A 22,083-nucleotide genomic window follows, 5' to 3' on the forward strand; every position below is an offset into this window, starting at 1 on the left:
GGTTAAGCTAATTCCATGAACCTTACATAAGGTTTTTGGAAAATAGCCAATGTCAAAAATTGTTTATGATGTCATCCAGCGGTTTGAGGTAGAAAACGGCATCCCTCGACTGGTTTCAACAAATATCCAGGTGATTCAAGGCGGAGAAGATTTGATGTCCTTAGCCATCAATCTGCTAAATCAACTTGGTTTCGACGAAAAGTTTAAGGTAAGTCAGGCATCTCAATACCTAGGGTATAGACTCAAAAATCCAGCAAAAGGAGCTAAACGCTATCAACTTGTGTTAGCCCAACGCAAAGAGGGTTTATGTATATCTATTCCTAAAGATATTTTAGAGGGACATATTCTAGAAATAGGTTATTGGGTAGACATTGAAGACGATCCGGGTGTTACTCTTTCACCAGTAGGAATAATCTGGGTTTTACCTAGTAAGAAAGATATCTTCTTAAACTCACTTCCTGTTGAATACTGGGATGTAATCCAAGTTCAAGAAAAGACAATGGGCACGGTTAGTCTTAATAAATGTAAATTGGTTGGCGAGGGTATTTATGATTTTTGCTCTGTCATTCCCGACAGCGAAATTATTTCTAGAGATGAAGTTCGGATTGAAGCCGTGAGTGACAATAGCAGTTACCTGATGCTCAATGAAGATAAACTTTTTCCATATACTTGGCAGGCATCTATAACGTCCAGTGAAGTCCTCAAAGAATTTATTGGTTACTTTGCAAAAATATTAATGGAGCAATAGTAATGTCTGTAAAACCAAAGAGACTTATTAATCCTTATGAGGAAAGGATGCTGGAGTTTCTACAAACCTGTGTAGAAGTAAATTATAAAATCCATACACAGGTAAGCTTATGCCAATTTTGTGAACTAGATAGTACCCTGGACTGGCAATTAAGAAAATTTCTCTTTAGCTCCAGCGTTGATGCTTTAATAACAGACTATGATTACAAACCTTGTTTAGTCGTAGAGTTTCAATCCCAATATCACGACTCTGCTGAAGCAAAAGAGCGTGATAGAAAGAAGGCGACTTTACTAGCTATTGCAGGTGTTCCCTTACTTTATTCACGGGTAAAGAGTTTTGGATTATTGCATCTTTATTCTAAAGATGAAGAAATCATTTTCAATTTATTCACAGGAGAAAGGCGCGAGCTTGCCAAAGCTCTAATTAGAAAGTATTGCGAACAATCTGCTTATTGTGATGTTCTTGCAGCTTGGTAATCAGTAGGCGATCGCTCTCACGTCCCAAACCTCACCGAAACGCGATCGCTCTGTAGCCACTTCACAGCGTGATGCAAAACATCAAGTTTTTGAAACCTTCCAGCCCTAACCAGAGCTTGGTGGTAATATTGTCAATCAAGCTAGGGGTGCCTGGATTCACAGGCTGAGATTACACCCTTAGAACCTGAGTCCGGCTAATACCGGCGGAGGGAAGCTGTTAATTGAGGAATTCAATATGCGGACTGAATGGATCGCTAAGCGGCGTGGACAGAGCAATGTCTCTCAAATGCACTACGCCCGTCAGGGTGTGATTACTGAAGAAATGCAGTATGTAGCACAGCGGGAAAATCTCCCAGTTGAGCTGATTCGGGATGAAGTGGCGCGGGGACGAATGATTATCCCCGCCAACATTAATCACACCAATCTAGAACCGATGGCGATTGGTATCGCCTCGAAGTGTAAGGTAAACGCCAATATCGGCGCTTCCCCCAACTCTTCCAATCTGGATGAAGAAGTCGATAAGCTGAAGCTGGCAGTCAAGTATGGCGCTGATACCGTCATGGACTTGTCCACCGGCGGCGGCAACCTGGATCAGATTCGCACAGCAATTATCAACGCCTCGCCCGTTCCCATCGGCACGGTGCCAGTTTATCAAGCCTTAGAAAGCGTCCACGGAACGATTGAAAACCTCACCGCTGATGACTTTCTCCACATCATTGAGAAGCACGCCCAGCAGGGGGTAGATTATCAAACCATCCACGCTGGGATATTAATTGAGCATTTGCCATTAGTGCGCGATCGCATCACCGGGATTGTTTCGCGTGGTGGCGGCATTCTGGCACGCTGGATGTTGCATCATCACAAGCAAAATCCGCTTTATACCCACTTCCAAGACATCATCGAAATTTTCAAAAAATACGATGTTTCCTTCAGTCTGGGAGATTCCCTGCGTCCGGGTTGTCAGCATGACGCCTCAGATGCCGCTCAATTAGCCGAACTCAAAACATTAGGACAATTGACCCGCAAAGCCTGGGAACATGACGTGCAGGTGATGGTGGAAGGGCCAGGACACGTCCCAATGGATCAAATCGAGTTTAATGTCAAAAAGCAGATGGAGGAGTGTTCGGAAGCGCCCTTCTACGTGCTGGGGCCATTGGTAACAGACATTGCCCCCGGTTACGACCACATCACCTCCGCGATTGGCGCAGCAATGGCTGGGTGGTACGGTACGGCGATGCTGTGTTATGTGACACCCAAGGAACACTTGGGACTGCCGGATGCTGAAGACGTGCGGAATGGATTAATCGCCTACAAGATTGCGGCTCATGCTGCTGATATTGCACGGCATCGTCCGGGGGCACGCGATCGCGATGACGAACTTTCTAAAGCCCGTTACAACTTCGACTGGAACCGCCAGTTTGAATTGTCCCTCGACCCCGAACGCGCCAAAGAATATCACGACGAAACTCTGCCAGCAGATATTTACAAAACTGCTGAATTCTGCTCAATGTGCGGGCCTAAATTCTGCCCGATGCAGACTAAAGTGGATGCCGATGCTTTGACAGAACTAGAGAAGTTTTTGGCTAAGGAACCAGTAACCCAAAGCTAGTTATTTTCAACGCAAAGGAGCGCGCAAAGTAACACAGAGGATAATTACTTTGCGTTCTTTGCGAAAACCTTTGCGTTCTTTGCGTTTAAAAACCTTATCTGAGTTGGCGCGATCGCTCTTGAATTTCTGGAATCGAGAATACTGCCTGAAATTTTAGCCCAACTGACTGATAAAACTCCGCTCCCCCCTGCTGCCTGTCTACCAGCGAAATCACTTCATCAACGCTGTATCCGGCATCTCGCAGCCGCTCAACAGCTTTCATGGCAGATTGCCCTGTCGTGACAACATCTTCCAAAACGACCACTTTCGCACCTGTAGGGAGAATCGGGCCTTCTATATAAGCTTGTGTGCCGTGTCCCTTTGCTTCTTTGCGAATAATTAGCGCCGGTAACGGTCGATTTTCATAAGCAGAAACTACACTCACCGCCGTCACAATCGGATCGGCACCCAGCGTCAATCCAGCCACTGCCTGGGTATTCATCGGCAGCAACGATAACAAAATTCGACCTGTTGCCAAAGCTCCTTGGGGATGCAGTGTGACTGGCTTGCCATTAATGTAGTAAGAACTGCGCTGTCCCGAAGACAGCACAAAATCTCCCTCCTTATAAGCCACATGGCAAAATAAATCTAGCAGTTGCTGGCGTAGCGTTGTGAGATCGGCAGTAGCATAAGAGCCAGTTAAATCAGTCTGGGATTGGATTTCGTGGGTCATCACTAGGAGAGAAAAAGAGTAGAGCGATTACAATTTGACCAACAATCATCCTAAACTTAAACTGAAGAATAGTATTCAGCCAAAGTTGAGGGACGAGATGGGAATGCGCTTGACTAATTTCATGAGTGTATTGGTTCTCAGTGCCGCTACGACTGTCATTGCCTCTAGCGCGATCGCTCAGCCTACACTCTCTAACTCCCAGTCAGGAACTTTTAACTCGATTCCAGACTTGTTTAATCGAGCTATCAGTGAAACCTCTGGAGACTTTTTCGGCAACCAATCTTACCGACGGGATCTGAATTTCATCATTGGCCCTAGCTTTCCGGAAAACGAAATCGAGCGAGACACTAAGACAGTAGATAACCTTTACCGGGAGCTACTCTGGCAGCAAACTTCCAGTGACTTTATTATTCGCACTCCCGATCTCCCGAATCCTTTCAACTCATCAATTCTGCAAAGCCCAGCTATCAATGTAAACGTTACTGGTACTGGTAGACCCGTAACAGGCAGCGAGTTCGTGTTTGAGAATCCCCCACAGCCCTAAATCTGAAAAAGAAGAAAAGACAAACAATTTTTGCTTGTCTTTCTTCCTTCTACTTTTTTTAAAGTTCGCAGAGCGAGATTTAAACAAGGTACTAGGGCTTGCTTTTTATAGACTCTATTTTTTGAACTGAAATAGAGGTTACAACTTACTTTGTTCAGTTGCTTTCCAGCATTTGATAACCTTTGGGTTCTCAGAGGTTTTGCTGAAATTTCTGAGCAAATTAAATTACCGAGATACTTAAATTAATTAGGTTCTTGATGAGCGCGAGCCGCTAGTAAACTGCATTTATCCTGAGCGGATTGCACTTCCCCATAGAGCAATTCTAGGGAATTTACTCAAAAAATACCGAATTTATAGGAATGCGCCCTACCGGAATCGAACCAGTCTGAAGGCGAATTATGAGTTCGCTGCCTCCCCAATCGGCCAAGGGCGCGTGATTGATTTCGTTGCCAAGATTGCTGGCTGGATTGTTATTTTATACAATTATGCACACTAAGTCCACTCGAAAGCGGATGCGTAGTATGATTCCTGATAATAAATTATAAGCGCTGTTTTCTAAAATAGAGATAAATTAGCAGCGTGACATTAACCAATTCGCTATCATAGGTTCCACTGCTGTCAGTCGTAAGCTATGTATAGCAGTTGATCGGTGTCGCGGCAATTTTTGTAGCTTGAGCAACCAATGAAACTAAATTCAACTGTCGCACTTACGTTAATTTTGCTTGCTATGATGTTAGGCGCTGGCTTTGTAAGTGCGATGTGGGGGTTTACTGTAGGTCATGAAGCCCTTAAAGGAGTAACGCAGCCGGATGTGCGCCCTACCAATAAATTAGCTGGGACTAAGCGGGCAACTCCTGGTAAAGAAGGAGTAGCAATTTTGCGCGAGGTTGATATCCTGGCAAGTGTCAAAGCACAAATGAGCGGCAAGGCTAAACCTGTTATTAAGCCTGAACAGAAGGAAGCGGAAACCACAAGCGACAGCAAGCCTAACACTCCTGAGGAAACCTCTGAGCAGGACAGTAAACAGCAAAATTTCCCGATTACCAGTCAGGACAAGGGCGTGAAGCTGGAGATAGGCTCAGCGCGTCAGCAAGGAGGTTCTTTGTTGCTGAATGTGAGCCTGAAGAATGAAGGAGGGAATGCTGTACGGTTTCTGTATAGCTTCTTAAATGTAACGGACGACCAAGGTCGAGCTTTAAGTGCTGTGACTGAAGGTCTGCCAGGAGAATTGCCACCGAATGGGCAAAGCTTTTCGGGGACGGTGAGTATTCCCACGGCTTTACTGGAAGACGCTAAGCAGCTTTCATTGACTCTGACAGATTATCCAGATCAAAAACTCCATCTGAAAATGTCTGGAATTCCAGTGGTGAAGTAGGCGTTAGGTGTTAAGTGGTCGGTAATAGGAGCTGTCTCTGTATTATGACCGTACAGGGGGTAGAGGATTCTACCCACTACTTATTACCGACGACCGATTACCGACAATTCGTTGCCCAATACCCAATACCCAATACCCTGGTTACGGATGGATACCCCCGTGTTGGCGATCTTGACGGTGAATGCTTTTCCTAGGCTTACCGCGCAAGACGTTTTGCTGCGATTATTATCGGTGCTACTACTGATTGCGATTAATGGTTTTTTTGTCATCGCTGAATTTTCGATAGTTTCGGTGCGGCGATCGCGCATCAATCAACTAGTCGAAGCAGGCGATATTCAAGCAAAAACGGTTCAAAACTTGCAAGGCAGCATCGATCGGCTGCTTTCTACTACTCAACTGGGGATTACTCTGTCTAGTTTGGCTCTCGGCTGGATTGGTGAGAGTACAATGGCAATCCTCGTGTCTGCTTCAATCGCGCACTTGCCCCTATCTTGGGAGATCAAAGCAGCGATCGCTCATTCCCTTTCGGTGCCGGTTGCTTTCTTCCTGATTGCCTATCTACAAATTGTTTTGGGTGAACTATCCCCGAAATCAGTGGCACTGCTTTACTCAGAACAGATGGCGAGGTTTTTGGGACTGCCGATCAGAGCGATCGCCCGCTTTTTCAACCCATTCATCTGGATTCTCAACCAATCGACACGCTTACTCTTGCGGCTGGTAGGCATTCAGTACACTGGACAAGGCTGGTATACGCGCGTTACCCCCGAAGAATTGCAAATGATTATCACCACAGAGCGCGAATCTACGGGACTGGAAGCTGAAGAACGAGAGTTGCTCAACAACGTGTTTGAGTTTGGTGAGGTGTTGGCGGAAGAAGTCATGGTTCCCCGCACCAGCATTGCCTCTATTCCCTGTGAAGCCACTTTTCAAATCTTTCTAGATGAAATTACTACCACGGGTCACTCCCGCTATCCCGTCACAGGAGAATCCCTTGACGATATTCGCGGCATTATTTACTTCAAAGAGTTAGCTGAACCTCTAGCCAAAGGCGAACTAACTTTAGATACACCAATTCAGCCTTGGATTCGACCCGCTCGATTTGTGCCGGAAGGACAGCCTTTAAGCGAACTTTTGCCGATGATGCAGCGAAGTCACCTGGCAATGGCGATCGTTGTGGATGAATTTGGCGGCACCGCGGGGTTAGTAACAATTGAGGATTTGATTGCTGAAATTATCGGCTACGAGCCAAAAGCTGAGGATAAAGAAGAGTTAGCTGTGCAAATTTTGGATGAGCAAACTTTTCTGGTACAAGCACAGATGAATTTGGAAGAAGTCAACGAATTTCTCGATCTCAACTTGCCCTTGATTGATAAATACCAAACCTTGGGCGGCTTCGTGCTTTACCACTATCAGAGAATTCCTACCCAAGGTGAAACCTTGCGCTTTGACAACCTTGAGCTGACTATCGTTTCCGCCGAGGGTCCTCGCCTGCACCAAATTCGCATTCACCGACGAGAGGCGACAGTTGCTAGCAATGAAACTAACGGGTCTGATGTCTCAAATATGTCAGATTCAGATGGCTCAGATTCAAATGTCTCAGATGCCAAGGTTGCAGCGGATGACACCAAGAAATCAGAAATAACGAATCAGGAATCAGGATTCAGCAGAAATTTTGAATGATCGCGTTTAGATTTTCACTTGCCTCTCGTTAACGGCAGGAATATCCCCAACTTTAGTGACTCTTGGCTGCATAAGGAAGGGGATCTTGTAATCCTAGCTCAGCAAAAGCAGCTAGACGCAACTGGCAGGAATCACAGACGCCACAAGCCACTTCGCTCCCGGTATAGCAAGACCAAGTTTGCTCCCAAGGAACGCCTAGCCGATTCCCCATCTGAATGATTTCCGTTTTTTTCAGGTCTATCAGGGGCGTCATGATGCTAATTGGCTGTCCCTCTCGTCCCTGTTTTGTTCCAAGTCGAAAGACTTCCTGCATTGCCTGGATATAATCAGGACGACAATCGGGATAGCCGGAATAATCTAAAGCATTAACGCCAATATAAACCCGCTGGGCATTGATGGTTTCTGCATAAGCGAGGGCAAAGCTCAAAAAGATGGTATTTCGGGCGGGGACATAGGTCACGGGGATACTTTGATCCATTTCATCAAGCGATCGCCCTTCTGGTACGTTAATGGCACTGTCCGTGAGCGCAGAACCGCCCCAGCGACGCAAATCAAACGCCACTACCTGATGTTCTCGTATACCAGCGAGGCGAGCGATCGCTGTCGCAGACTCTAACTCGCGCTGGTGCCGCTGCTGGTAATCGAATGAGATGGCATAACACTCACAGCCATCAACCTTTGCTTGATACAGTACCGTCGAAGAATCTAGCCCCCCAGACAACAAAACAACCGCTTTCACTTCCCAGCCCCCTCATCCCCAGATTTTTACTTCTGCCAACTTTCAGATGTTCCCCACCATCACGTCTTGATAATTGACCGCTCACGGGCTACTAAATTCCTCAGTCCTCAGTCCTCAGTCCTCAGCCCTCAGCCCTCACCAAATGGACGGGAGAGAAAGTGACACATTTACCAGTTACTAATTTACAAACCTCAACAAAATGGAAGATGAGATAAATCTCACGAATTTGAGAAAGTTAGACACAGCTTTGAAATTCTTCACAAAAGAAGGCACTATGATACCATCTGGATCGTCTCAGGCGACTAAACGTTGCCGATTGATTTAATCCTAGTGGTGGAGGAGCATACAGGAGTGCAAGATAGCATGCCAGCAAGACAGCCAGACGCTCATCAGCAGCGTAACCAGCCGCAACCGATCCGCGTTGGCGTGATTGGGGTCGGTAATATGGGACAGCATCACACCCGCGTTCTGAGTCTGCTTAAAGATGTGGAACTGGTTGGTGTATCAGATATTAATGTTGAGCGGGGTTTGGATACTGCGAGTAAGTATCGCGCTCGCTTTTTTGAAAACTATCATGACTTAATCCCCTATGTAGACGCTGTCTGCATTGCCGTTCCGACAAGGCTGCATCATGAGGTTGGCATGACTTGCCTGCAAGCAGGGATTCATGTCTTGATTGAAAAGCCAATTGCTGCCAGTATTGCCGAGGCTGAATCCCTCGTCAATGCCGCAGCCGAATCGCACTCGATTCTCCAAGTAGGACATATTGAGCGGTTTAACCCGGCTTTTCAAGAACTCAGCAAAGTTCTGAAAACAGAAGAATTGCTTGCCCTAGAGGCTCATCGCATGAGTCCTTACTCGCAACGGGCTAACGATGTCTCTGTCGTCTTGGATCTGATGATCCATGATATTGACCTATTGCTAGAACTATCTGCTGCGCCGGTAGTCAAATTGACCGCCAGTGGTAGTCGTGCCTCAGATTCCGGCTATTTAGATTACGTGACTGCTACCCTAGGCTTTGCCAACGGAATTGTCGCCACGCTAACAGCCAGTAAGGTGACACACCGCAAAATTCGTCGCATTGCTGCCCATTGTAAAAATTCTCTAACTGAGGCAGATTTTCTCAACAATGAAATTCTGATTCACCGGCAAACGACTGCCAATTATATGACAGATTATGGTCAGGTGCTTTACCGACAGGATGGGTTAATTGAGAAAGTCTACACCAGTAATATTGAGCCGCTTCACGCGGAATTAGAGCATTTTGTTAACTGCGTGCGTGGTGGGAATCAACCCTCTGTAGGCGGCGAACAGGCGCTTAAAGCTTTGCGTCTGGCGAGTTTGATCGATCAGATGGCTCTCGATGGTCAGGTTTGGCAGCAACCAGACTGGGATTGTCGGTGTCTGAGTTCTCCGGCTGTAGCTGTTTCCTTCTAAAGAATTAAAAATTAAAAATTAAAAATGGAAGGTGTGTTGTAGAAGTAGCGATAATTAGCTTGAAAACCTTTTTTTTCCAAGGGTTCTACTACTAATTAACACTATGTTTTACCACTACCAAAGTAAGAATTCCACAATTTTTAATTTTTAATTTTGCATTTTTAATTGACTGAGCGATCGCCCAATTTCTTCATTAACCAGCTGATTCCCTTGAGGGCTGAGATGAATATGATCTCGGTAGAGGTTCTCTGGCTGCTCTTTTGAGTTGAAAATGGGTAGAAAATCTATGTAGGCAATGTGCTGGTTTTGGGTTAAGTCGATGAGGCGCACTCGCGCTTTTAGTTCATAATCCCGGGAACCCGGTTCGCCCAATTCCCTCTTTAGGGGCGTCATTGCGAGCAAGAAGCGGGCACCTTTTTGCTCTGCGATTGTCTGGATTTCTTGAATGGCTTTTAAATTAAAGCCAACGCGATCGCCTGATTCCGCGTTCACTACTTTCATCTCTGGTACTGGCGGTGCCTTTAACAGATAGCGGCTGAATGCCTCTACAAGCGCTAGAGGCGGTTTTTGGTCGGGGTAATTGCGATCGCGCCCCACCGGGATTGAAGTTGGCGCAGTCCCGAACAGATCGTCAGTATTAATCAGCAACACGACTACCTGAGCATCGAACGTACCAAACTGCTTTAAGTACGCTAATTCATTGCGCGGACACCAAGAGTTCGCTGAAGCGTTGAGAACTTCTATTTGCTTAAAAGTTTTACCATCAATAGAGGATTGCAACTGTTGAGTCATCATGGCTGAAAGCGTCTCAGCCTGATCTGTCCACCAGCCACCATTCGCAATGGAATCTCCCAACAGCAGCACCCGCAGCGTAGATTCAGGGCGAGTTTCCGTGATTTTTGGGCTTCGCATTGAATACTGATTAATTTCTATCAGATTGCCAAACCTGCGAGTCCGCTGATTTGGCGCTAATAAATATCCAATCTGTTCATCGGCAATATAAATCAAGGGATTTCCAAAGCCAAATAGCAGCCGCAATCCCACCTCTACCGCCAGTACCAACCCTACAACAACTGCCAAAACAATCAGCACAATTTTCACAGATAATCCCCTATGTACATAGATCGTGACCCGATCTAGCTTAAATCTTGCAGCACTTCAGTTTTGCAGTCTTAAAAGTCGCTCCCATCTTAACCCAACCCATTTATGACCCATTCGGGTGATAGACGAATCCTCCCTCAGCCGCTAACCTAGTCATGGGTTAAGATATGTTTACAAATTGTTGTCTAGCTCCGAATCAAGGAGGATCGCAGCCTTATGTCAGACTTGAACCGTGGAATTATGAAGTTCGAGGGAGCTGATAGCCCAAAAGCGATCGCTATCTCATCTGTGTTGGTTTTGGGTGGTATTGCTTTTCTTGTTTGGTGGGCACTTCACTCAGCCTACGCTATGTAACTCGCTACTAAACCGAGGCCACTACCGATGCTGATGAAGCCATAAGTTCAATCGATAGGTTATCTCAAAGCTCCTGTAAAACTTCCTTGTTCGGGAGTCACTTTGTTATTCAACCCAAAATGTCTTTCGCGTATCTTTTGCCTCAGGCTGCATAGGACTACACCAACCTTTTGCTTGACTAAAGACAAGTGAAATGTTTTCAAACCCACGGAGATGGGTTTGGTTTGTGTAGCTGCGATATGAAGTTACTGGATGCAAGATACAAGTTTTTCTAGAGTCGCTTTTTGAGCCTGACTCTGGAATTTTTTATTGGCTATTTTTCATCAAGAAAGAATTATGGCAAGCATTCGGGATATCCTCGGTTATTACCGAAAATATCGAATCGTCGCGCTTTTAAGTATTGCGGCATCTAGTCTCTTTGAAATCATCGATCTGGTAGTTCCTTACACAATTGGGCAGATTCTCAACGTACTGTCCGGTCAACCGCTGGATCGGGGATTGCAAAATGCGATCGCTCTCATCGCTGAAGTTAGCAACTTACCGGCAAATCGATTCCTTTCCCTCTCAGTGCTAATGGGATTAATCTTGTTAGTCACCGTCGTTAGAGCGCCCATTCAGCCTTGGCTCGGCATCTGGTTTCACTGGGATACAGCCTTGCGATCGCGTCGAGACCACAGCATAAAAGTCCTCGAAAAAATCGTCACTCTACCGCTAGAATTTTACGAAGAAAACAACCCTGGACGAATCGCCGGACGAGTTGCTAGAGGACTCGCTAATCACACCTGGACTTATCCTGAAGTCGCCGGACAGTTGATTCCCAAACTCGTTCGGGTGCTGGGTATCTTTGCGATGATCTGGCTAATTGAGTGGCGAATTGCCGTAATTTTCCTAATTTCCTTCATCTTCATCCTCAGCTTCACCCTCAAAGACCTCAAGCAACTGAGCGATCGCGAACAGAAACTGGATCGATATCAGGAAAATACCGAAAGTCGTACTTCGGAAATTATTACCAACATTAAAACCGTCAAAGCCTTTGCCACCGAACAGAGAGAACTGGAGCGTCAACGACAGCGCCTAGAGCGGGAGTTCAAAGTTGTTGACTACCGCATTCATAGAGGTTATGTCATCCTAGCTACTTCCCAAAGGACAATCATCCAGTTTTGTGTCTTTCTAGTACTTGGTTTGACCCTCAACGCCACCTTACAGGGAAAGATTTCACTAGGACACTTCGTTACTACGTTGACCATCTCCAGCATGGCCTACTCGGAGCTAGAACCTATTAGCAATCTCGCTGAGATATTTGCTCGTCGCTATGCCTCCATGCTCCGTTTCCACGAGTTCATGCACGTACCTGTAGGCGTAGATGCGGTCATTCTGTCTCAAACCAGAACGCAGACGGCAGAAGGAGGAACTCAGGATTCTCGTGGTTCTGAATTGTCCTATCAATTTACCGGCAAAGTCGAATTTTCCCATCTGAGCTTTGGCTATGACAGCGATCGCCCAGTTTTAGAAAACATTAACCTACTCATCGAACCTTATCAAACTGTAGCGCTGGTGGGGCGTTCGGGGTCGGGTAAGTCTACCTTAGTCAAGCTTCTGTTCCGGTATTTTGAACCCCATCAAGGTCAGATTTTAATGGATGGTCAAGACATTCGCAGTTTGGATGTCACTGGCTATCGGCGGCGTCTGGCAATTGTTCACCAGGAAGTAGATATTTTCAACGGGACGTTGCTTGAAAACCTTACCTATGGCAACCCCAAAGCTACGGTTGAACAGGTTCAGGAAGCTTGCCGCATTGCCAGAGTAGACGAAGTCATTGAGCATCTGCCGCAAGGGTACTACACCGTTGTTGGAGAGCGGGGAATGCGGCTGTCTGGGGGACAACGACAGCGCTTGGGAATTGCTAGGGCACTCTTGGTCGATCCAGATATCCTCATCTTTGATGAAGCAACTTCTAGCCTCGACTACGAATCTGAGCGCTCAATTCAGTTAGCAATGCGTAGCATCCTCGGCACCCGCACCACCATTATCATTGCTCACAGACTTAGTACCATCCGGGAAGCAGACAAAATTGTAGTTCTCGATCAAGGTCAAATTGTAGAAGTCGGCAGCCATGCTGAACTACTGCACCGCAAAGGAATTTACCGACGTTTGCACTCCCTACAAGAAACAGGTGAGCTACTCTAAAGTTAAAAGGAAAAAGGCAAAAGTGAAAAATCTTTCTTTTTCCTTTTGCTTTATAACTTTTGCCTTTTACAGCATCCCGTGATTGTTTTACCCGTTCAGTCATATATTCTAGTTACTTCCGATCTGGGTCCCCTTTTAGGAAGTGTTTGGCTCGATATCGCGGTGCTGGGATTGATGCTTTTGCTTTCTGCTTTTTTCTCCGGCTCGGAAACGGCGATTACAGCCCTCGACAACCTTAAACTCAGGGCGCTGATTCAAGAGCAAGGAGACCCGCGCCGGATGTTTGCGCTGGTCTTAGAAAATCGGGGTCGGTTTATCACTACCCTCCTAGTGGGTAACAACCTGGTTAATAATTTTTCAGCAATTCTGACCAGTAACTTATTTGCCCTCTGGTTAGGGAATGCAGGATTAGGAATTGCTACTGCTGTTGTTACTTTTCTAGTGCTGATTTTTGGAGAAGTTACCCCTAAATCTCTGGCAATCAACAATGTGATGCCAGTTTTTAAGTTTGCCGTTCGCCCGATTTACTTGCTATCTATCGTTCTCGGCCCGCTCATTTATTTATTTGAGCAAATTACTCAGCGGGTAATTCGCCTGTTTCAGGGGGGTGTTGTTCAAGAGGGAGAGTCTTTAAGAGACCTCCATCTGATGATTGAAATTTTGGGAGGCAAGGGGCATCTGGATTTACACAAACACCAGCTGCTGAACAAAGCCTTGATGCTAGACAGTCTCAGCACCCGCGATCTGGTTAAGCCACGGATTGACATGAGGACAATCTCTCATGAAGCGACGTTGCAGGAGTTTGTGAATCTGTGTCTGGAGACAGGATATTCCCGTATTCCCGTGCAGGAGGAGTCTAAGGATCAAATTGTCGGCGTTGTTCACCTGAAGCGAGCGCTCCAGCATCTGAGGTTTTTGAAAAAAGAAGGGATTGATAATGGCTTGGTGACAGAGGCGATGGACCCGCCAGTATACGTGCCGGACACTAAACGAGCCGCCAATCTACTGAAGGATATGTTGCAACAACGCCTTCACATTGCCATCGTCGTCGATGAGTATGGGGGCACGGTGGGGTTGATCACGCTGGAAGACATTCTGGAGGAGCTGGTTGGCGAAATTTACGATGAAAGTGACTTTCCCAGTCGAGCGATCGCTACGAGAAATGCCACGCGCTCTGGTGGCGGCTGATTCAGAGGACAGGGATCAATGTAGGAGTAAGCAATGTAGATTCCCGCTCTCATCGTCTGACTTGCACTGCCCGTCACTTTTTCCACAGCTATAAAATCAATTTTCAAAAAACTTTTGCATTTTCTAAACCTTGTGCTACGATTATTAATCGTGGAACAAATGGGTCGATGCCCGAGTGGTTAATGGGGGCGGACTGTAAATCCGCTGGCTATGCCTACGCTGGTTCAAATCCAGCTCGGCCCACCACGCAACAAAAGTTCTAAGTCATAAGTTTTGAGTTATTCTTTAATTAAGATAACCGACTCAAAATTTAACGTTTATAACTTATAAAACTGCCCGTGTGGCTCAGTGGTAGAGCACACCCTTGGTAAGGGTGAGGTCACGAGTTCAATCCTCGTCACGGGCTTTTTCAGCAAATGACTTAATCAAAGTTTTATTCAAATGAGCTTACTTCAGAAGTCATGTTTCTGGAGATTCTACCCAATCTTTTAGATATCCAGGAAGTATCTTCTTCATGAGAGTACACGCATCGCTCTCTAACTAGAGATATGCAACTGATAACTTATTTTCTGACCGCTTTTAAAGAGTCTAGAGGTGCTATAGATGAAAAACTTTAGCAGCTACAGATAGGATGATTAAATCGCATATAAGCCATGAGCGGCTTGATTTGTCACTAGCTAAATACACGTCATACATTGCAGAATCCTGTGGCAGTATTGATGAATTCAGATTCCTACAAGCAAGAATGACAATTTACCACCTATTTACATAATTCTTAGGTTCCAAAAATATAAGGGGCTCCTAAAGCAATAGATGACTCGCAATTTCTCTAATCGAGCTTTGACAAAAATACTAAAAAAACTCGTGTAGAGTGTCGCTAACCCTAAAAGAGTTGGCTGATTCTAATCGATCGTGCTTTATAGCCAAAAATTAACTTGGTTGTGGCGGTATTAAGAACAGGTCACGAGCTATAAACCTTATGATGATAACTACGCTGGTGTTGTTGCCTTGCGCCCCAAGACAAACGCATCTTATCTGTGAAATACCTACTCGACAAGGGGTTCAAGCATTTAGGCTTAAGGCTGAGCAACTGATAAAATTCCTACGGGGAGAGACATCCAGCATTTTAGATGCGTTTTCCCTGCCTTATGCACCTTTATTACCCAATTTTTGAAAATAAGGATTTTTATTGAGTTAAAACGGGTGCGGAGGGACTCGAACCCCCGACAAACTGCTTAGAAGGCAGCTACTCTATCCACCTGAGTTACGCACCCACATGAAAATGGATCGCCAAACTTGGCTCTGTCGTAGATTGTATCTGTGCCGAGTGCTGCAAAGCAACCCAGAAAGCCAAAGCTTTCCAAATATATCGCTCAAGCAGCTTTAAGCTCAATGTAAACTAGAAACCAACATACCCAGACCTTTGGATACGATAGTGTATTAGTCAAGGCGATAGGCGCTACGCGGACGCACTCGCGGCGTTGTCCGATTTTATCCCAGCACCAGGGCTGGATCGCGCCCTTATATAGTTTCGTGGCGATCGCTTTTTAGCCGCACCACGCCCCCGGCCAAGTCAGGAGTCATTTGCCAGTGTCATGTTTATTCTGAAACGGCAGGATGTTGAAATTTCTAGCATTCAGCACCCCAAGCGGGAGCAACAGATCCCGATTCTCACTTATCAGGGGCAAACCTTTCGCTTGATCAGTGTATTTGCAGCTAATCAAGCAGAAGAAGCCAGAGCCTTTTGGCGAGACCTTACCGATAACCGTGGCAAAGCCTGCGTTTTGCTGGAAGAGCCAGATCGGTATAGCGTCTGGGGCAAAATTCGTCTAGATCAGCTGGCTGCGGAGGCTAGTAGTGACGTCAAAATTGTCCTTCTCGCCCAAGCTTGCCTTTTGTTGCTCCAGGCGGTTTACATAGACGTTGAAGACCTATTAGGAAACAGACAAGCCGGATTATTTCAAAAAGACCTTAGCGATGTCTTCCGTCAGTGGCACTTTCCCAGTGCGGATGGGCCGGAAGCTGTGAAAAACTTGCTAACAATGGACCCTTTGAGTAGCCTCCAAATTCCCCCTTGGGAGGAACATCATCTGATCACCTTGTTACAAGAACTGCATCGCTTGGGTAAGGAATATTTCGGCAATACCCACTTTGCCCAAGGAGTAAAGGATACATTACAAGATATGCAACCAGGAGAGCGGTCTCAGTTCCTGGAGTGGCTAAATCAATCTCCCCTAGGTAAGCTGTGGCGCTAATCTAAAAAATGTTTGGGAAATATGCCAAAGCTTGCATTAAGATGAGACACTTGCGCTTCTTAAAGGAGATTTGTTAGCAGATTATTAATTGAATTGCATTTGCGATTAAACCTTGCGTGCATCCTTGTTTTGAAAAACTATGAGCAGTTCTTTAGAAAAGTCATCGGAAAAAGTATCCGGTTTACAATCCCTTCTGAGCGTACAGACAGTAATCGTTGCGGGAATAATCTGGGGTGTGCTAGCGCTACTGTATTTTCTGCTGTTTAGCATTTCTGCGCCCGGAGAGGAGCGTCCGCTTTGGTACTCGATTGGAACTTACATTTTTGAAGAGGTAGCTTACCTAGGCGCAGCAGTGCTGTGTTTTAGAAACTGGCGCAGTCCCCAGATTGTTAGCGGACGTAACGTCTGGCTGGGATTTGGACTGGGGATGTTGTGCTATTTTCTCGGGAACCTGTTGTTTTGCTACTGGGAACTGGTTTTACACCAAGAACCCATTGTGTCACCTGGGGATTTGTTTTTTGTCCCTGCCTATTTATTTCTTGCCTGGGGAATGATTTTAGCTGTCATCTCACGGCGACTGAATCTAGAAGTTTGGCAGTGGGCAACCGTTGCAGCGATCGCAGTTGCCGGAATTGCCTTAGCAGTCTGGTTACAGGTTGCCTCCCCGAATAATGCATCCGCTGCAACCCCACCTTTACCCGTAGGAACAACACAGGGAACAACACAGATAGCGAAGGCGACTTCACCCAAGAAAGCGATCGCTGCCACCAAAGCACCAGCCGTCAATAAAACCGCTACTGTGGTGAAAACAGCACAAGCAAAACCCTCTGCTCCTACTGGAGAAAATCAGGCTCCAGCCTGGGTTCTATCAGTAGAAAAATTTCTAGAGCCATTAGGGACCTTTTTGAACATTTTTTACGTTGTTAGCGATATCTTTCTGTTGATCGTTGCCTCGACCGTATTGCTAGCCTTTTGGGGGGGTCGTTTTTCTCAGTCTTGGCGGATGATTGCTGGGGCAGCTTTTTCATACTACGTTGCTGATATGTGGCTGAAATACGCCGATAAGTTCATTGGTGATGATTATCAAAGCGGAGGACTATTGGAAGTATTTTGGGTCTTCAGCGGCGTCCTGTTTGCCATTGGCGCTGTCCTGGAATTTGATACATCCAGTCGTTCCCGTCGTAGCGGACGCAAACGTGCTTAGGAAGTAGCATGAGTGTGAGAAAACTCTCCGAATTAGATAAGCGCGACATCCTCAACCTGTATCGACAGCCAGGAGAGACAACCTCAACCCTGGCTAGTCGTTATGATGTCAGTAATTCAACGATTAGCCGTCTTTTAAAAAGTCGTCTATCAGAGCCAGAATATGAAGCCCTAATCCAGCAAAAGCGAACCAATCGCTCCCATTCAATTTCCGAACCTGCCACTGAAGCTGACGACGAGCCAGTAGAAACATCGCTGACCGCATCGGTAAAGAGCGAAGAATCCTTTCCCCACACTCAAGAATCGTTTGCAGATATTGATAGTGAGGAATCAGTAGAGGCAAGCCCTACCGCCCCACGGAGGCGTCGCAGGCGCTCCTCAGTCTCTACAGAGGAAGAGAGGGCACAAGAGCAAGAAAACATTCCTTCCGAAATTTTCCCTGGGATCGATTCTTCTCTGCCACTTTTTCAGCTGGCTGTGGATGCCGCACCAAGTAACAACCCCGATCTACTTGATAACAATTACAGTGCAGAAGCCAGTGTCATAGAAGAGATGCTGGGGGAAGACCTGACGGATTTAGAAGACGACGAGGACGAGGACGACGAGGATGACGACGACGATTTAGAAGATCTCCAAGACGAAGACGACTGGGATGATACGCCAACTCTAGAAAGTCCGATTCCAGCAGGAACCTTTAAGCGACAAAACCGTGCTAGCGTTCAAGTTTTACCGCTGTCTAACGCGGTGCTTCCTAAAACCTGCTACTTAGTTGTAGACCGAGCAGCAGAATTAATCGCTAGACCCCTGCGAGAGTTCAGCGATCTCGGACAAATTCCTGCCCAAGAAGTTCAACAGAGAACACTGCCAGTTTTCGATAACCATCGGGTAGCTCGTAGGTTCTCGAACCGCACCCAACGAGTGATTAAAGTTCCAGATGGCAGGATGCTTCAGAAAACTTGTTCGCAACTGCAAGCTAAGGGAATTACTCGCTTGCTGATTGATGGTCAAGTTTATTCGTTATAAGAGGCAGTGGTGAAACGCCGTCAAGTTCTCAAACAGCTGCTACAAACATCCGGCGGGCTGATTGCGGCTAGCTTGCTCCCAGGCTGCCAGTTAACAGGGTCCGTAGAGCCGCTGTTTTTGCTTGACCTGCTCAAGCCAGACTCAAAACTGCCAGAACACCTGCTCACGCCATTGAGCGAATTTTATGTGCAATCTTATGCGTTGCCGCCTAGGATTAACCTTGACAACTGGCGGTTAAAGGTTACGGGTGCTGTTGTCCGGCCGCTGACGCTGACCTTTCAGGACATCATGGCAGCGCCGCAGGAAAATTTCTATTTGACAATGGAATGCATCGGCAATCCCACTGGCGGCAACCTGATTGGAAACGCTCAGTGGACGGGTACCCCTTTGCTACCTTTTCTAGAGCAAGCTGGTGTTAAATCAGAGGCGATAGAATTTAGGCTGCACGGAGCTGATTCCTACGAAACAACATTGCCAGTTGCAGAAGTCATGAGACAAGAAGTGCGACTGGTTCACCAGATGAATGGCGAAGCTCTCAATCAGTCGCATGGCTATCCTTTACGCATCATTATTCCCGGTCACTTTGGTCAGAAGCAACCCAAATGGCTAGTCGAGATTGAAGCTGTCAGCAGCCAGAAGCGAGGTTTTTGGGAACGTCAGGGCTGGTCTAATACCGCAGAAATTCCTACTCATGCGCTGATGCGCCAAGTACAAAACACTCGCGTTTGGAACAGGCAGCATCGGGTGCATTTGGGGCGCACGGGTGAAATAGGTTGGGAAAGCGGCATTTTGATTGCTGGTGTTGCCTTGGACAAATCTAGTCCGATTACAGCCATTGAGGTAAGTACCAACGATGGTAAGATTTGGCAGAATGCCGAGCAGAATCAACCGCCATCTGCCCATGAGTGGACGCTCTGGCGTTATTTGTGGATGCCCCAGCAGCCGGGAAATTATACTTTACTTGTTCGCGCAACGTCTTTACTCCAACAGCAGCGACTGAAAGATGATAATCGGATGGATGGTAGTAGTGGCGTTCTGCGAATTCAAGTAAATTTGCAAGCCTAAACGCTAGCCTTTCAGCGATTTAAGACAATTGAGAAATCAGTAACAAACGCGAAGTCTTGTGTCTTTGTTTAAAATAGGTTTTGAGAAACGGATGCTTGTGTAGGATGTATGGCAGTCTTCCCATACACCCAAGCAGAGTAATCTCTGTCATGGATGAATCTTCGCTAGAAAACTATGTTGATTGTTGAATGACACTTCACCTGTCTATAAAAATTAGAGGAATTTATAGATAAACTGACCACCGTATTTTTACGGAAAATAGGTTTTGTAAAAGATTGTTATTAGAAAAATTACTTAATTATTGAGTTTTAAGAAAATATAAAAAAATATTTGTTACATCATCTACTTGAACCTTATAAGGAGGGTAATCTAGAGAAGTAAAATATTGATTAAGGCGTCGGCAAATAACAGATAAAAACTGGAATGAAGAAAGATTATGTTATAAAAAAAACCGCAGAAAATGTGGCTATTTAGCCTGGTAAGATTCGTTTCAAGTCTCTTCAACAGTTTATATAAACTAGGGAGCGATCGCGCTATGGAAGTAAGCCATTTACTTAAGCTTTATGAAGACGGACAAAGAGACTTTGCCGGGATCGATCTCAACGGAAGTGACTTGAGGGGAGTGACGCTCATTGGGGTCAATCTCACGGGCGCTAACCTGAGAGGAGCTAATCTGAGTCGAGCTTTCCTAACAAAGTCAGACTTAACGGGTGCTTGCCTAAACTGGGCCGATCTAAGTTTTATCAAACTGAGCGAAGGCAAACTGGTAGAAGCAGACTTGACGAAAGCGAACCTCAGTGGAGCGTTTCTAGTGAAGTCAAAATTGCCTGGAGCCAAACTGAGCGGTGCAAATCTCAGCAGTGCTAATCTTCGAGTAGCTAACCTTTGGGGTGCTAATCTCTGTGGAGCAAATATGCAAAGGATTAATCTGCGGGAAGCAAATCTCAGTGGCGTTAACCTTAGTTGGGCTAATTTGTGCGAAGCGAGACTCACAGGCGCGAAATTGTATGGCGCTTCCTTAAATGGTGTTAACTTCAGAAGAGCTTTTTTAAAAGGATTAGACCTGGGCGGAGTCGATTTAGAGGGAGCCAACCTTAATGATGCCAGATTGAGTGGCGCTAACCTGGAAGGCGCTAACCTGAGCGCAGTAGATCTCAGCCAAGCGACACTGCGTAGGGCCAATCTGAAAGGAGCAGATCTGCGGGGAGCAAACCTGGCAAAGGCGTCTTTGGAAGGGGCAGACTTAAGCTGGACGATTCTGAGTAGAGCAAACTTGAGTGAAGCAGATTTGAGTGAGGCAAAACTGGTAGGAACTAACTTGGAAGATGCTCAAATGAATGGCGCTGTGCTGCCATCAGAACACCAAAACTCATACTCAGAAGCAACTGTTAGTGGTAGTGTGACACCTTTTGAACAACCAGTTAGAGCAATGGTTGGGTAGTTGAGAGAACGCTAACTGATAATTGCTGATAGATTTGGGATTTTTTGTGGACTGGCTACAGGTTATGGGTCGGGATTCTGGTACAACTCGTTACGCTGTAGTGTTGGTAACGGCGTCTTCGCGACAAGAGGCAGAAGCGATCGCGCAAAATTTAGTTGCATCCCAGCTAGCGGCTTGCGTTAACTTAATGCCAGTGCATTCTGTCTATACTTGGCAAGGTAAGGTTAACTCAGAAGAGGAATGGCAGCTAATCATTAAAACAGATTTAGCGCACTTCCCCGCCCTCGAAGCCAAGATTCGGGAGTTGCACTCTTATGAAGTACCAGAAATTATTGCTTTGCCAATCTTAGCTGGCTCTCCACCCTACCTTCAGTGGATTTCAGATAATGTGAGAAATTACCTGTAGATAGCTGCTTCCAGACGTGTTGCTAAGTCAAGGATGTCTTCAATCCTAGCAATTTGCTCGATCCATTCTTCTAAAATATTTTCAATACTGTAATAAATTCCCGCTAAGCCACCAGTAACGGCAGCAGTAGTATCCGTATCGTCACTTAAATTCACCGCTTTTAGTGGGACTTAGGCATTTTCTAGCCCCTTTAGGGGCTGAAAACCTCTCTGAGCCAGAAAAAAAGGTCGATAATCAAAAAATGCCTGAAACCCTTGTGAATACTGGATTTATGCTCTTTTGAGCTGAAAATTTTTCTCTGTCTAAGTTTGAAGCCATTTTTTTATCAGTTTTTGTCTAAGTCCCGTTAGTACCGCTTCGGTATGAGAAGAGCTGCCAATGTCAAAAACTTCGCTGTGGGGAGTCCAGAAATCTCAGTTCAACCAACGATAGAAATAGTTAGCTGTTACATTCGGCGAAAATCCATCATGATTTTGCGAAGCAGAAGATAAGGGAGCTATCATCTGACCAAGTGCCAGCAGGTTGATTATAAGTTCCAGA

At 46.0% G+C, this 22,083-nt stretch carries 19 protein-coding genes, 4 tRNA genes, 1 pseudogene and 1 riboswitch; of the genes and pseudogenes, 18 read left to right on the forward strand and 6 right to left on the reverse strand.

Going from position 1 to position 22,083, the window contains the following annotated elements; genetic code table 11:
- Positions 1 to 49: 49 nt before the first annotated feature.
- The 3 genes from NDA03_RS10015 to thiC all read left to right on the forward strand — a co-directional run bounded on the left by NDA03_RS10015 (position 50) and on the right by thiC (position 2,833).
- Positions 50 to 748, forward strand: coding sequence for a hypothetical protein (locus tag NDA03_RS10015; protein WP_348237952.1), 699 nt, complete (start codon positions 50 to 52; stop codon positions 746 to 748).
- Positions 749 to 750: 2 nt separating this feature from the next.
- Complete coding sequence (locus tag NDA03_RS10020) at positions 751 to 1,224, forward strand: DUF2726 domain-containing protein (protein ID WP_348237953.1); 474 nt, start codon at positions 751 to 753, stop codon at positions 1,222 to 1,224.
- Between the two features lie 132 nt (positions 1,225 to 1,356).
- A riboswitch (TPP riboswitch) is annotated at positions 1,357 to 1,453 on the forward strand.
- A gap of 6 nt (positions 1,454 to 1,459) precedes the next feature.
- Entirely contained in the window at positions 1,460 to 2,833 is a 1,374-nt protein-coding gene (gene thiC, locus NDA03_RS10025; protein ID WP_190682926.1) for a phosphomethylpyrimidine synthase, read from the forward strand.
- 94 nt (positions 2,834 to 2,927) lie between these two features.
- Here the strand turns inward: thiC and pyrE are convergent, their stop codons facing one another.
- Positions 2,928 to 3,545 carry an orotate phosphoribosyltransferase gene (gene pyrE / locus NDA03_RS10030; RefSeq protein ID WP_190411928.1) on the reverse strand — a complete coding sequence of 206 codons (618 nt, stop codon included), beginning with the start codon at positions 3,543 to 3,545 and terminating at the stop codon, positions 2,928 to 2,930.
- Positions 3,546 to 3,666: 121 nt separating this feature from the next.
- Between pyrE and NDA03_RS10035 the strand changes: the two genes are divergently transcribed.
- A complete protein-coding gene (locus NDA03_RS10035; protein ID WP_190667913.1) occupies positions 3,667 to 4,089 on the forward strand; it encodes a hypothetical protein in 423 nt (140 codons plus the stop codon).
- A 360-nt stretch (positions 4,090 to 4,449) separates the two neighbouring features.
- On the opposite strand, the gene NDA03_RS10040 is transcribed toward NDA03_RS10035, so the two are convergent.
- Positions 4,450 to 4,522 (reverse strand) — tRNA-Met (locus tag NDA03_RS10040).
- Positions 4,523 to 4,771: 249 nt separating this feature from the next.
- Between NDA03_RS10040 and NDA03_RS10045 the strand changes: the two genes are divergently transcribed.
- Entirely contained in the window at positions 4,772 to 5,464 is a 693-nt protein-coding gene (locus NDA03_RS10045) for a hypothetical protein (protein WP_348237954.1), read from the forward strand.
- Positions 5,465 to 5,611: 147 nt separating this feature from the next.
- Positions 5,612 to 7,144 carry a hemolysin family protein gene (locus tag NDA03_RS10050; protein ID WP_348237955.1) on the forward strand — a complete coding sequence of 511 codons (1,533 nt, stop codon included), beginning with the start codon at positions 5,612 to 5,614 and terminating at the stop codon, positions 7,142 to 7,144.
- 52 nt (positions 7,145 to 7,196) lie between these two features.
- Here the strand turns inward: NDA03_RS10050 and queC are convergent, their stop codons facing one another.
- On the reverse strand, positions 7,197 to 7,883 hold the full coding sequence (gene queC, locus NDA03_RS10055; protein WP_190689960.1) for a 7-cyano-7-deazaguanine synthase QueC: 687 nt from the start codon (positions 7,881 to 7,883) through the stop codon (positions 7,197 to 7,199).
- 363 nt (positions 7,884 to 8,246) lie between these two features.
- On the opposite strand from queC, the gene NDA03_RS10060 reads away from it, so the two are divergent.
- Positions 8,247 to 9,320 (forward strand): Gfo/Idh/MocA family oxidoreductase, encoded by a 1,074-nt coding sequence (locus NDA03_RS10060; protein ID WP_190411946.1) that lies wholly within the window; start codon positions 8,247 to 8,249, stop codon positions 9,318 to 9,320.
- Positions 9,321 to 9,467: 147 nt separating this feature from the next.
- On the opposite strand, the gene NDA03_RS10065 is transcribed toward NDA03_RS10060, so the two are convergent.
- The gene (locus NDA03_RS10065; protein WP_348237956.1) at positions 9,468 to 10,421 is read right to left on the reverse strand and encodes an SGNH/GDSL hydrolase family protein; all 954 of its coding nucleotides are present in this window, start codon (positions 10,419 to 10,421) and stop codon (positions 9,468 to 9,470) included.
- 216 nt (positions 10,422 to 10,637) lie between these two features.
- Between NDA03_RS10065 and NDA03_RS10070 the strand changes: the two genes are divergently transcribed.
- The 5 genes from NDA03_RS10070 (at position 10,638) to NDA03_RS10090 (ending at position 14,556) form a co-directional block, all read left to right on the forward strand.
- Entirely contained in the window at positions 10,638 to 10,775 is a 138-nt protein-coding gene (locus tag NDA03_RS10070; protein ID WP_190411922.1) for a hypothetical protein, read from the forward strand.
- 336 nt (positions 10,776 to 11,111) lie between these two features.
- A complete protein-coding gene (locus NDA03_RS10075; protein WP_348237957.1) occupies positions 11,112 to 12,962 on the forward strand; it encodes an ABC transporter ATP-binding protein in 1,851 nt (616 codons plus the stop codon).
- A gap of 78 nt (positions 12,963 to 13,040) precedes the next feature.
- Positions 13,041 to 14,150 carry a hemolysin family protein gene (locus NDA03_RS10080; protein WP_348237958.1) on the forward strand — a complete coding sequence of 370 codons (1,110 nt, stop codon included), beginning with the start codon at positions 13,041 to 13,043 and terminating at the stop codon, positions 14,148 to 14,150.
- A gap of 161 nt (positions 14,151 to 14,311) precedes the next feature.
- Positions 14,312 to 14,396 (forward strand) — tRNA-Tyr (locus NDA03_RS10085).
- An 88-nt stretch (positions 14,397 to 14,484) separates the two neighbouring features.
- Positions 14,485 to 14,556 (forward strand) — tRNA-Thr (locus tag NDA03_RS10090).
- Between the two features lie 794 nt (positions 14,557 to 15,350).
- On the opposite strand, the gene NDA03_RS10095 is transcribed toward NDA03_RS10090, so the two are convergent.
- A tRNA-Arg gene (locus NDA03_RS10095) sits at positions 15,351 to 15,424 on the reverse strand.
- A gap of 321 nt (positions 15,425 to 15,745) precedes the next feature.
- On the opposite strand from NDA03_RS10095, the gene NDA03_RS10100 reads away from it, so the two are divergent.
- The 6 genes from NDA03_RS10100 to cutA all read left to right on the forward strand — a co-directional run bounded on the left by NDA03_RS10100 (position 15,746) and on the right by cutA (position 21,543).
- Positions 15,746 to 16,405 (forward strand): Npun_F0813 family protein, encoded by a 660-nt coding sequence (locus NDA03_RS10100; RefSeq protein WP_190987201.1) that lies wholly within the window; start codon positions 15,746 to 15,748, stop codon positions 16,403 to 16,405.
- Between the two features lie 139 nt (positions 16,406 to 16,544).
- A complete protein-coding gene (locus NDA03_RS10105) occupies positions 16,545 to 17,609 on the forward strand; it encodes a hypothetical protein (RefSeq protein WP_190411918.1) in 1,065 nt (354 codons plus the stop codon).
- An 8-nt stretch (positions 17,610 to 17,617) separates the two neighbouring features.
- On the forward strand, positions 17,618 to 18,631 hold the full coding sequence (locus NDA03_RS10110; RefSeq protein ID WP_348237959.1) for a transposase: 1,014 nt from the start codon (positions 17,618 to 17,620) through the stop codon (positions 18,629 to 18,631).
- Positions 18,632 to 18,640: 9 nt separating this feature from the next.
- On the forward strand, positions 18,641 to 19,696 hold the full coding sequence (locus tag NDA03_RS10115) for a molybdopterin-dependent oxidoreductase (protein ID WP_348237960.1): 1,056 nt from the start codon (positions 18,641 to 18,643) through the stop codon (positions 19,694 to 19,696).
- A 535-nt stretch (positions 19,697 to 20,231) separates the two neighbouring features.
- Complete coding sequence (locus NDA03_RS10120) at positions 20,232 to 21,137, forward strand: pentapeptide repeat-containing protein (RefSeq protein WP_190411915.1); 906 nt, start codon at positions 20,232 to 20,234, stop codon at positions 21,135 to 21,137.
- Positions 21,138 to 21,201: 64 nt separating this feature from the next.
- Positions 21,202 to 21,543, forward strand: a complete 342-nt coding sequence (gene cutA, locus NDA03_RS10125) for a divalent-cation tolerance protein CutA (protein WP_348237997.1) — start codon at positions 21,202 to 21,204, stop codon at positions 21,541 to 21,543.
- Here cutA and NDA03_RS10130 read toward each other — a convergent pair.
- A pseudogene (locus tag NDA03_RS10130) lies at positions 21,534 to 21,707 on the reverse strand (ADP-ribosylglycohydrolase family protein); the annotation flags it as partial. The gene cutA and the pseudogene NDA03_RS10130 overlap by 10 nt on opposite strands.
- Positions 21,708 to 22,083 lie beyond the last annotated feature (376 nt).

The sequence above is a fragment of the Trichocoleus sp. Lan genome (assembly GCF_039961855.1).
In the GTDB taxonomy this organism is placed as follows: Bacteria; Cyanobacteriota; Cyanobacteriia; order Cyanobacteriales; family FACHB-T130; genus FACHB-T130.

Bases quoted from the DNA above. Each gene is read 5' to 3' on its own strand.
- NDA03_RS10015 (WP_348237952.1), top strand. From the start codon at position 50: ATGTCAAAAATTGTTTATGATGTCATCCAGCGGTTTGAGGTAGAAAAC.
- NDA03_RS10020 (WP_348237953.1), top strand. From the start codon at position 751: ATGTCTGTAAAACCAAAGAGACTTATTAATCCTTATGAGGAAAGGATG.
- thiC (WP_190682926.1), top strand. From the start codon at position 1,460: ATGCGGACTGAATGGATCGCTAAGCGGCGTGGACAGAGCAATGTCTCT.
- pyrE (WP_190411928.1), bottom strand. From the start codon at position 3,545: ATGACCCACGAAATCCAATCCCAGACTGATTTAACTGGCTCTTATGCT.
- NDA03_RS10035 (WP_190667913.1), top strand. From the start codon at position 3,667: ATGAGTGTATTGGTTCTCAGTGCCGCTACGACTGTCATTGCCTCTAGC.
- NDA03_RS10045 (WP_348237954.1), top strand. From the start codon at position 4,772: ATGAAACTAAATTCAACTGTCGCACTTACGTTAATTTTGCTTGCTATG.
- NDA03_RS10050 (WP_348237955.1), top strand. From the start codon at position 5,612: ATGGATACCCCCGTGTTGGCGATCTTGACGGTGAATGCTTTTCCTAGG.
- NDA03_RS10060 (WP_190411946.1), top strand. From the start codon at position 8,247: ATGCCAGCAAGACAGCCAGACGCTCATCAGCAGCGTAACCAGCCGCAA.
- NDA03_RS10070 (WP_190411922.1), top strand. From the start codon at position 10,638: ATGTCAGACTTGAACCGTGGAATTATGAAGTTCGAGGGAGCTGATAGC.
- NDA03_RS10075 (WP_348237957.1), top strand. From the start codon at position 11,112: ATGGCAAGCATTCGGGATATCCTCGGTTATTACCGAAAATATCGAATC.
- NDA03_RS10100 (WP_190987201.1), top strand. From the start codon at position 15,746: ATGTTTATTCTGAAACGGCAGGATGTTGAAATTTCTAGCATTCAGCAC.
- NDA03_RS10105 (WP_190411918.1), top strand. From the start codon at position 16,545: ATGAGCAGTTCTTTAGAAAAGTCATCGGAAAAAGTATCCGGTTTACAA.
- NDA03_RS10110 (WP_348237959.1), top strand. From the start codon at position 17,618: ATGAGTGTGAGAAAACTCTCCGAATTAGATAAGCGCGACATCCTCAAC.
- NDA03_RS10120 (WP_190411915.1), top strand. From the start codon at position 20,232: ATGGAAGTAAGCCATTTACTTAAGCTTTATGAAGACGGACAAAGAGAC.
- cutA (WP_348237997.1), top strand. From the start codon at position 21,202: ATGGGTCGGGATTCTGGTACAACTCGTTACGCTGTAGTGTTGGTAACG.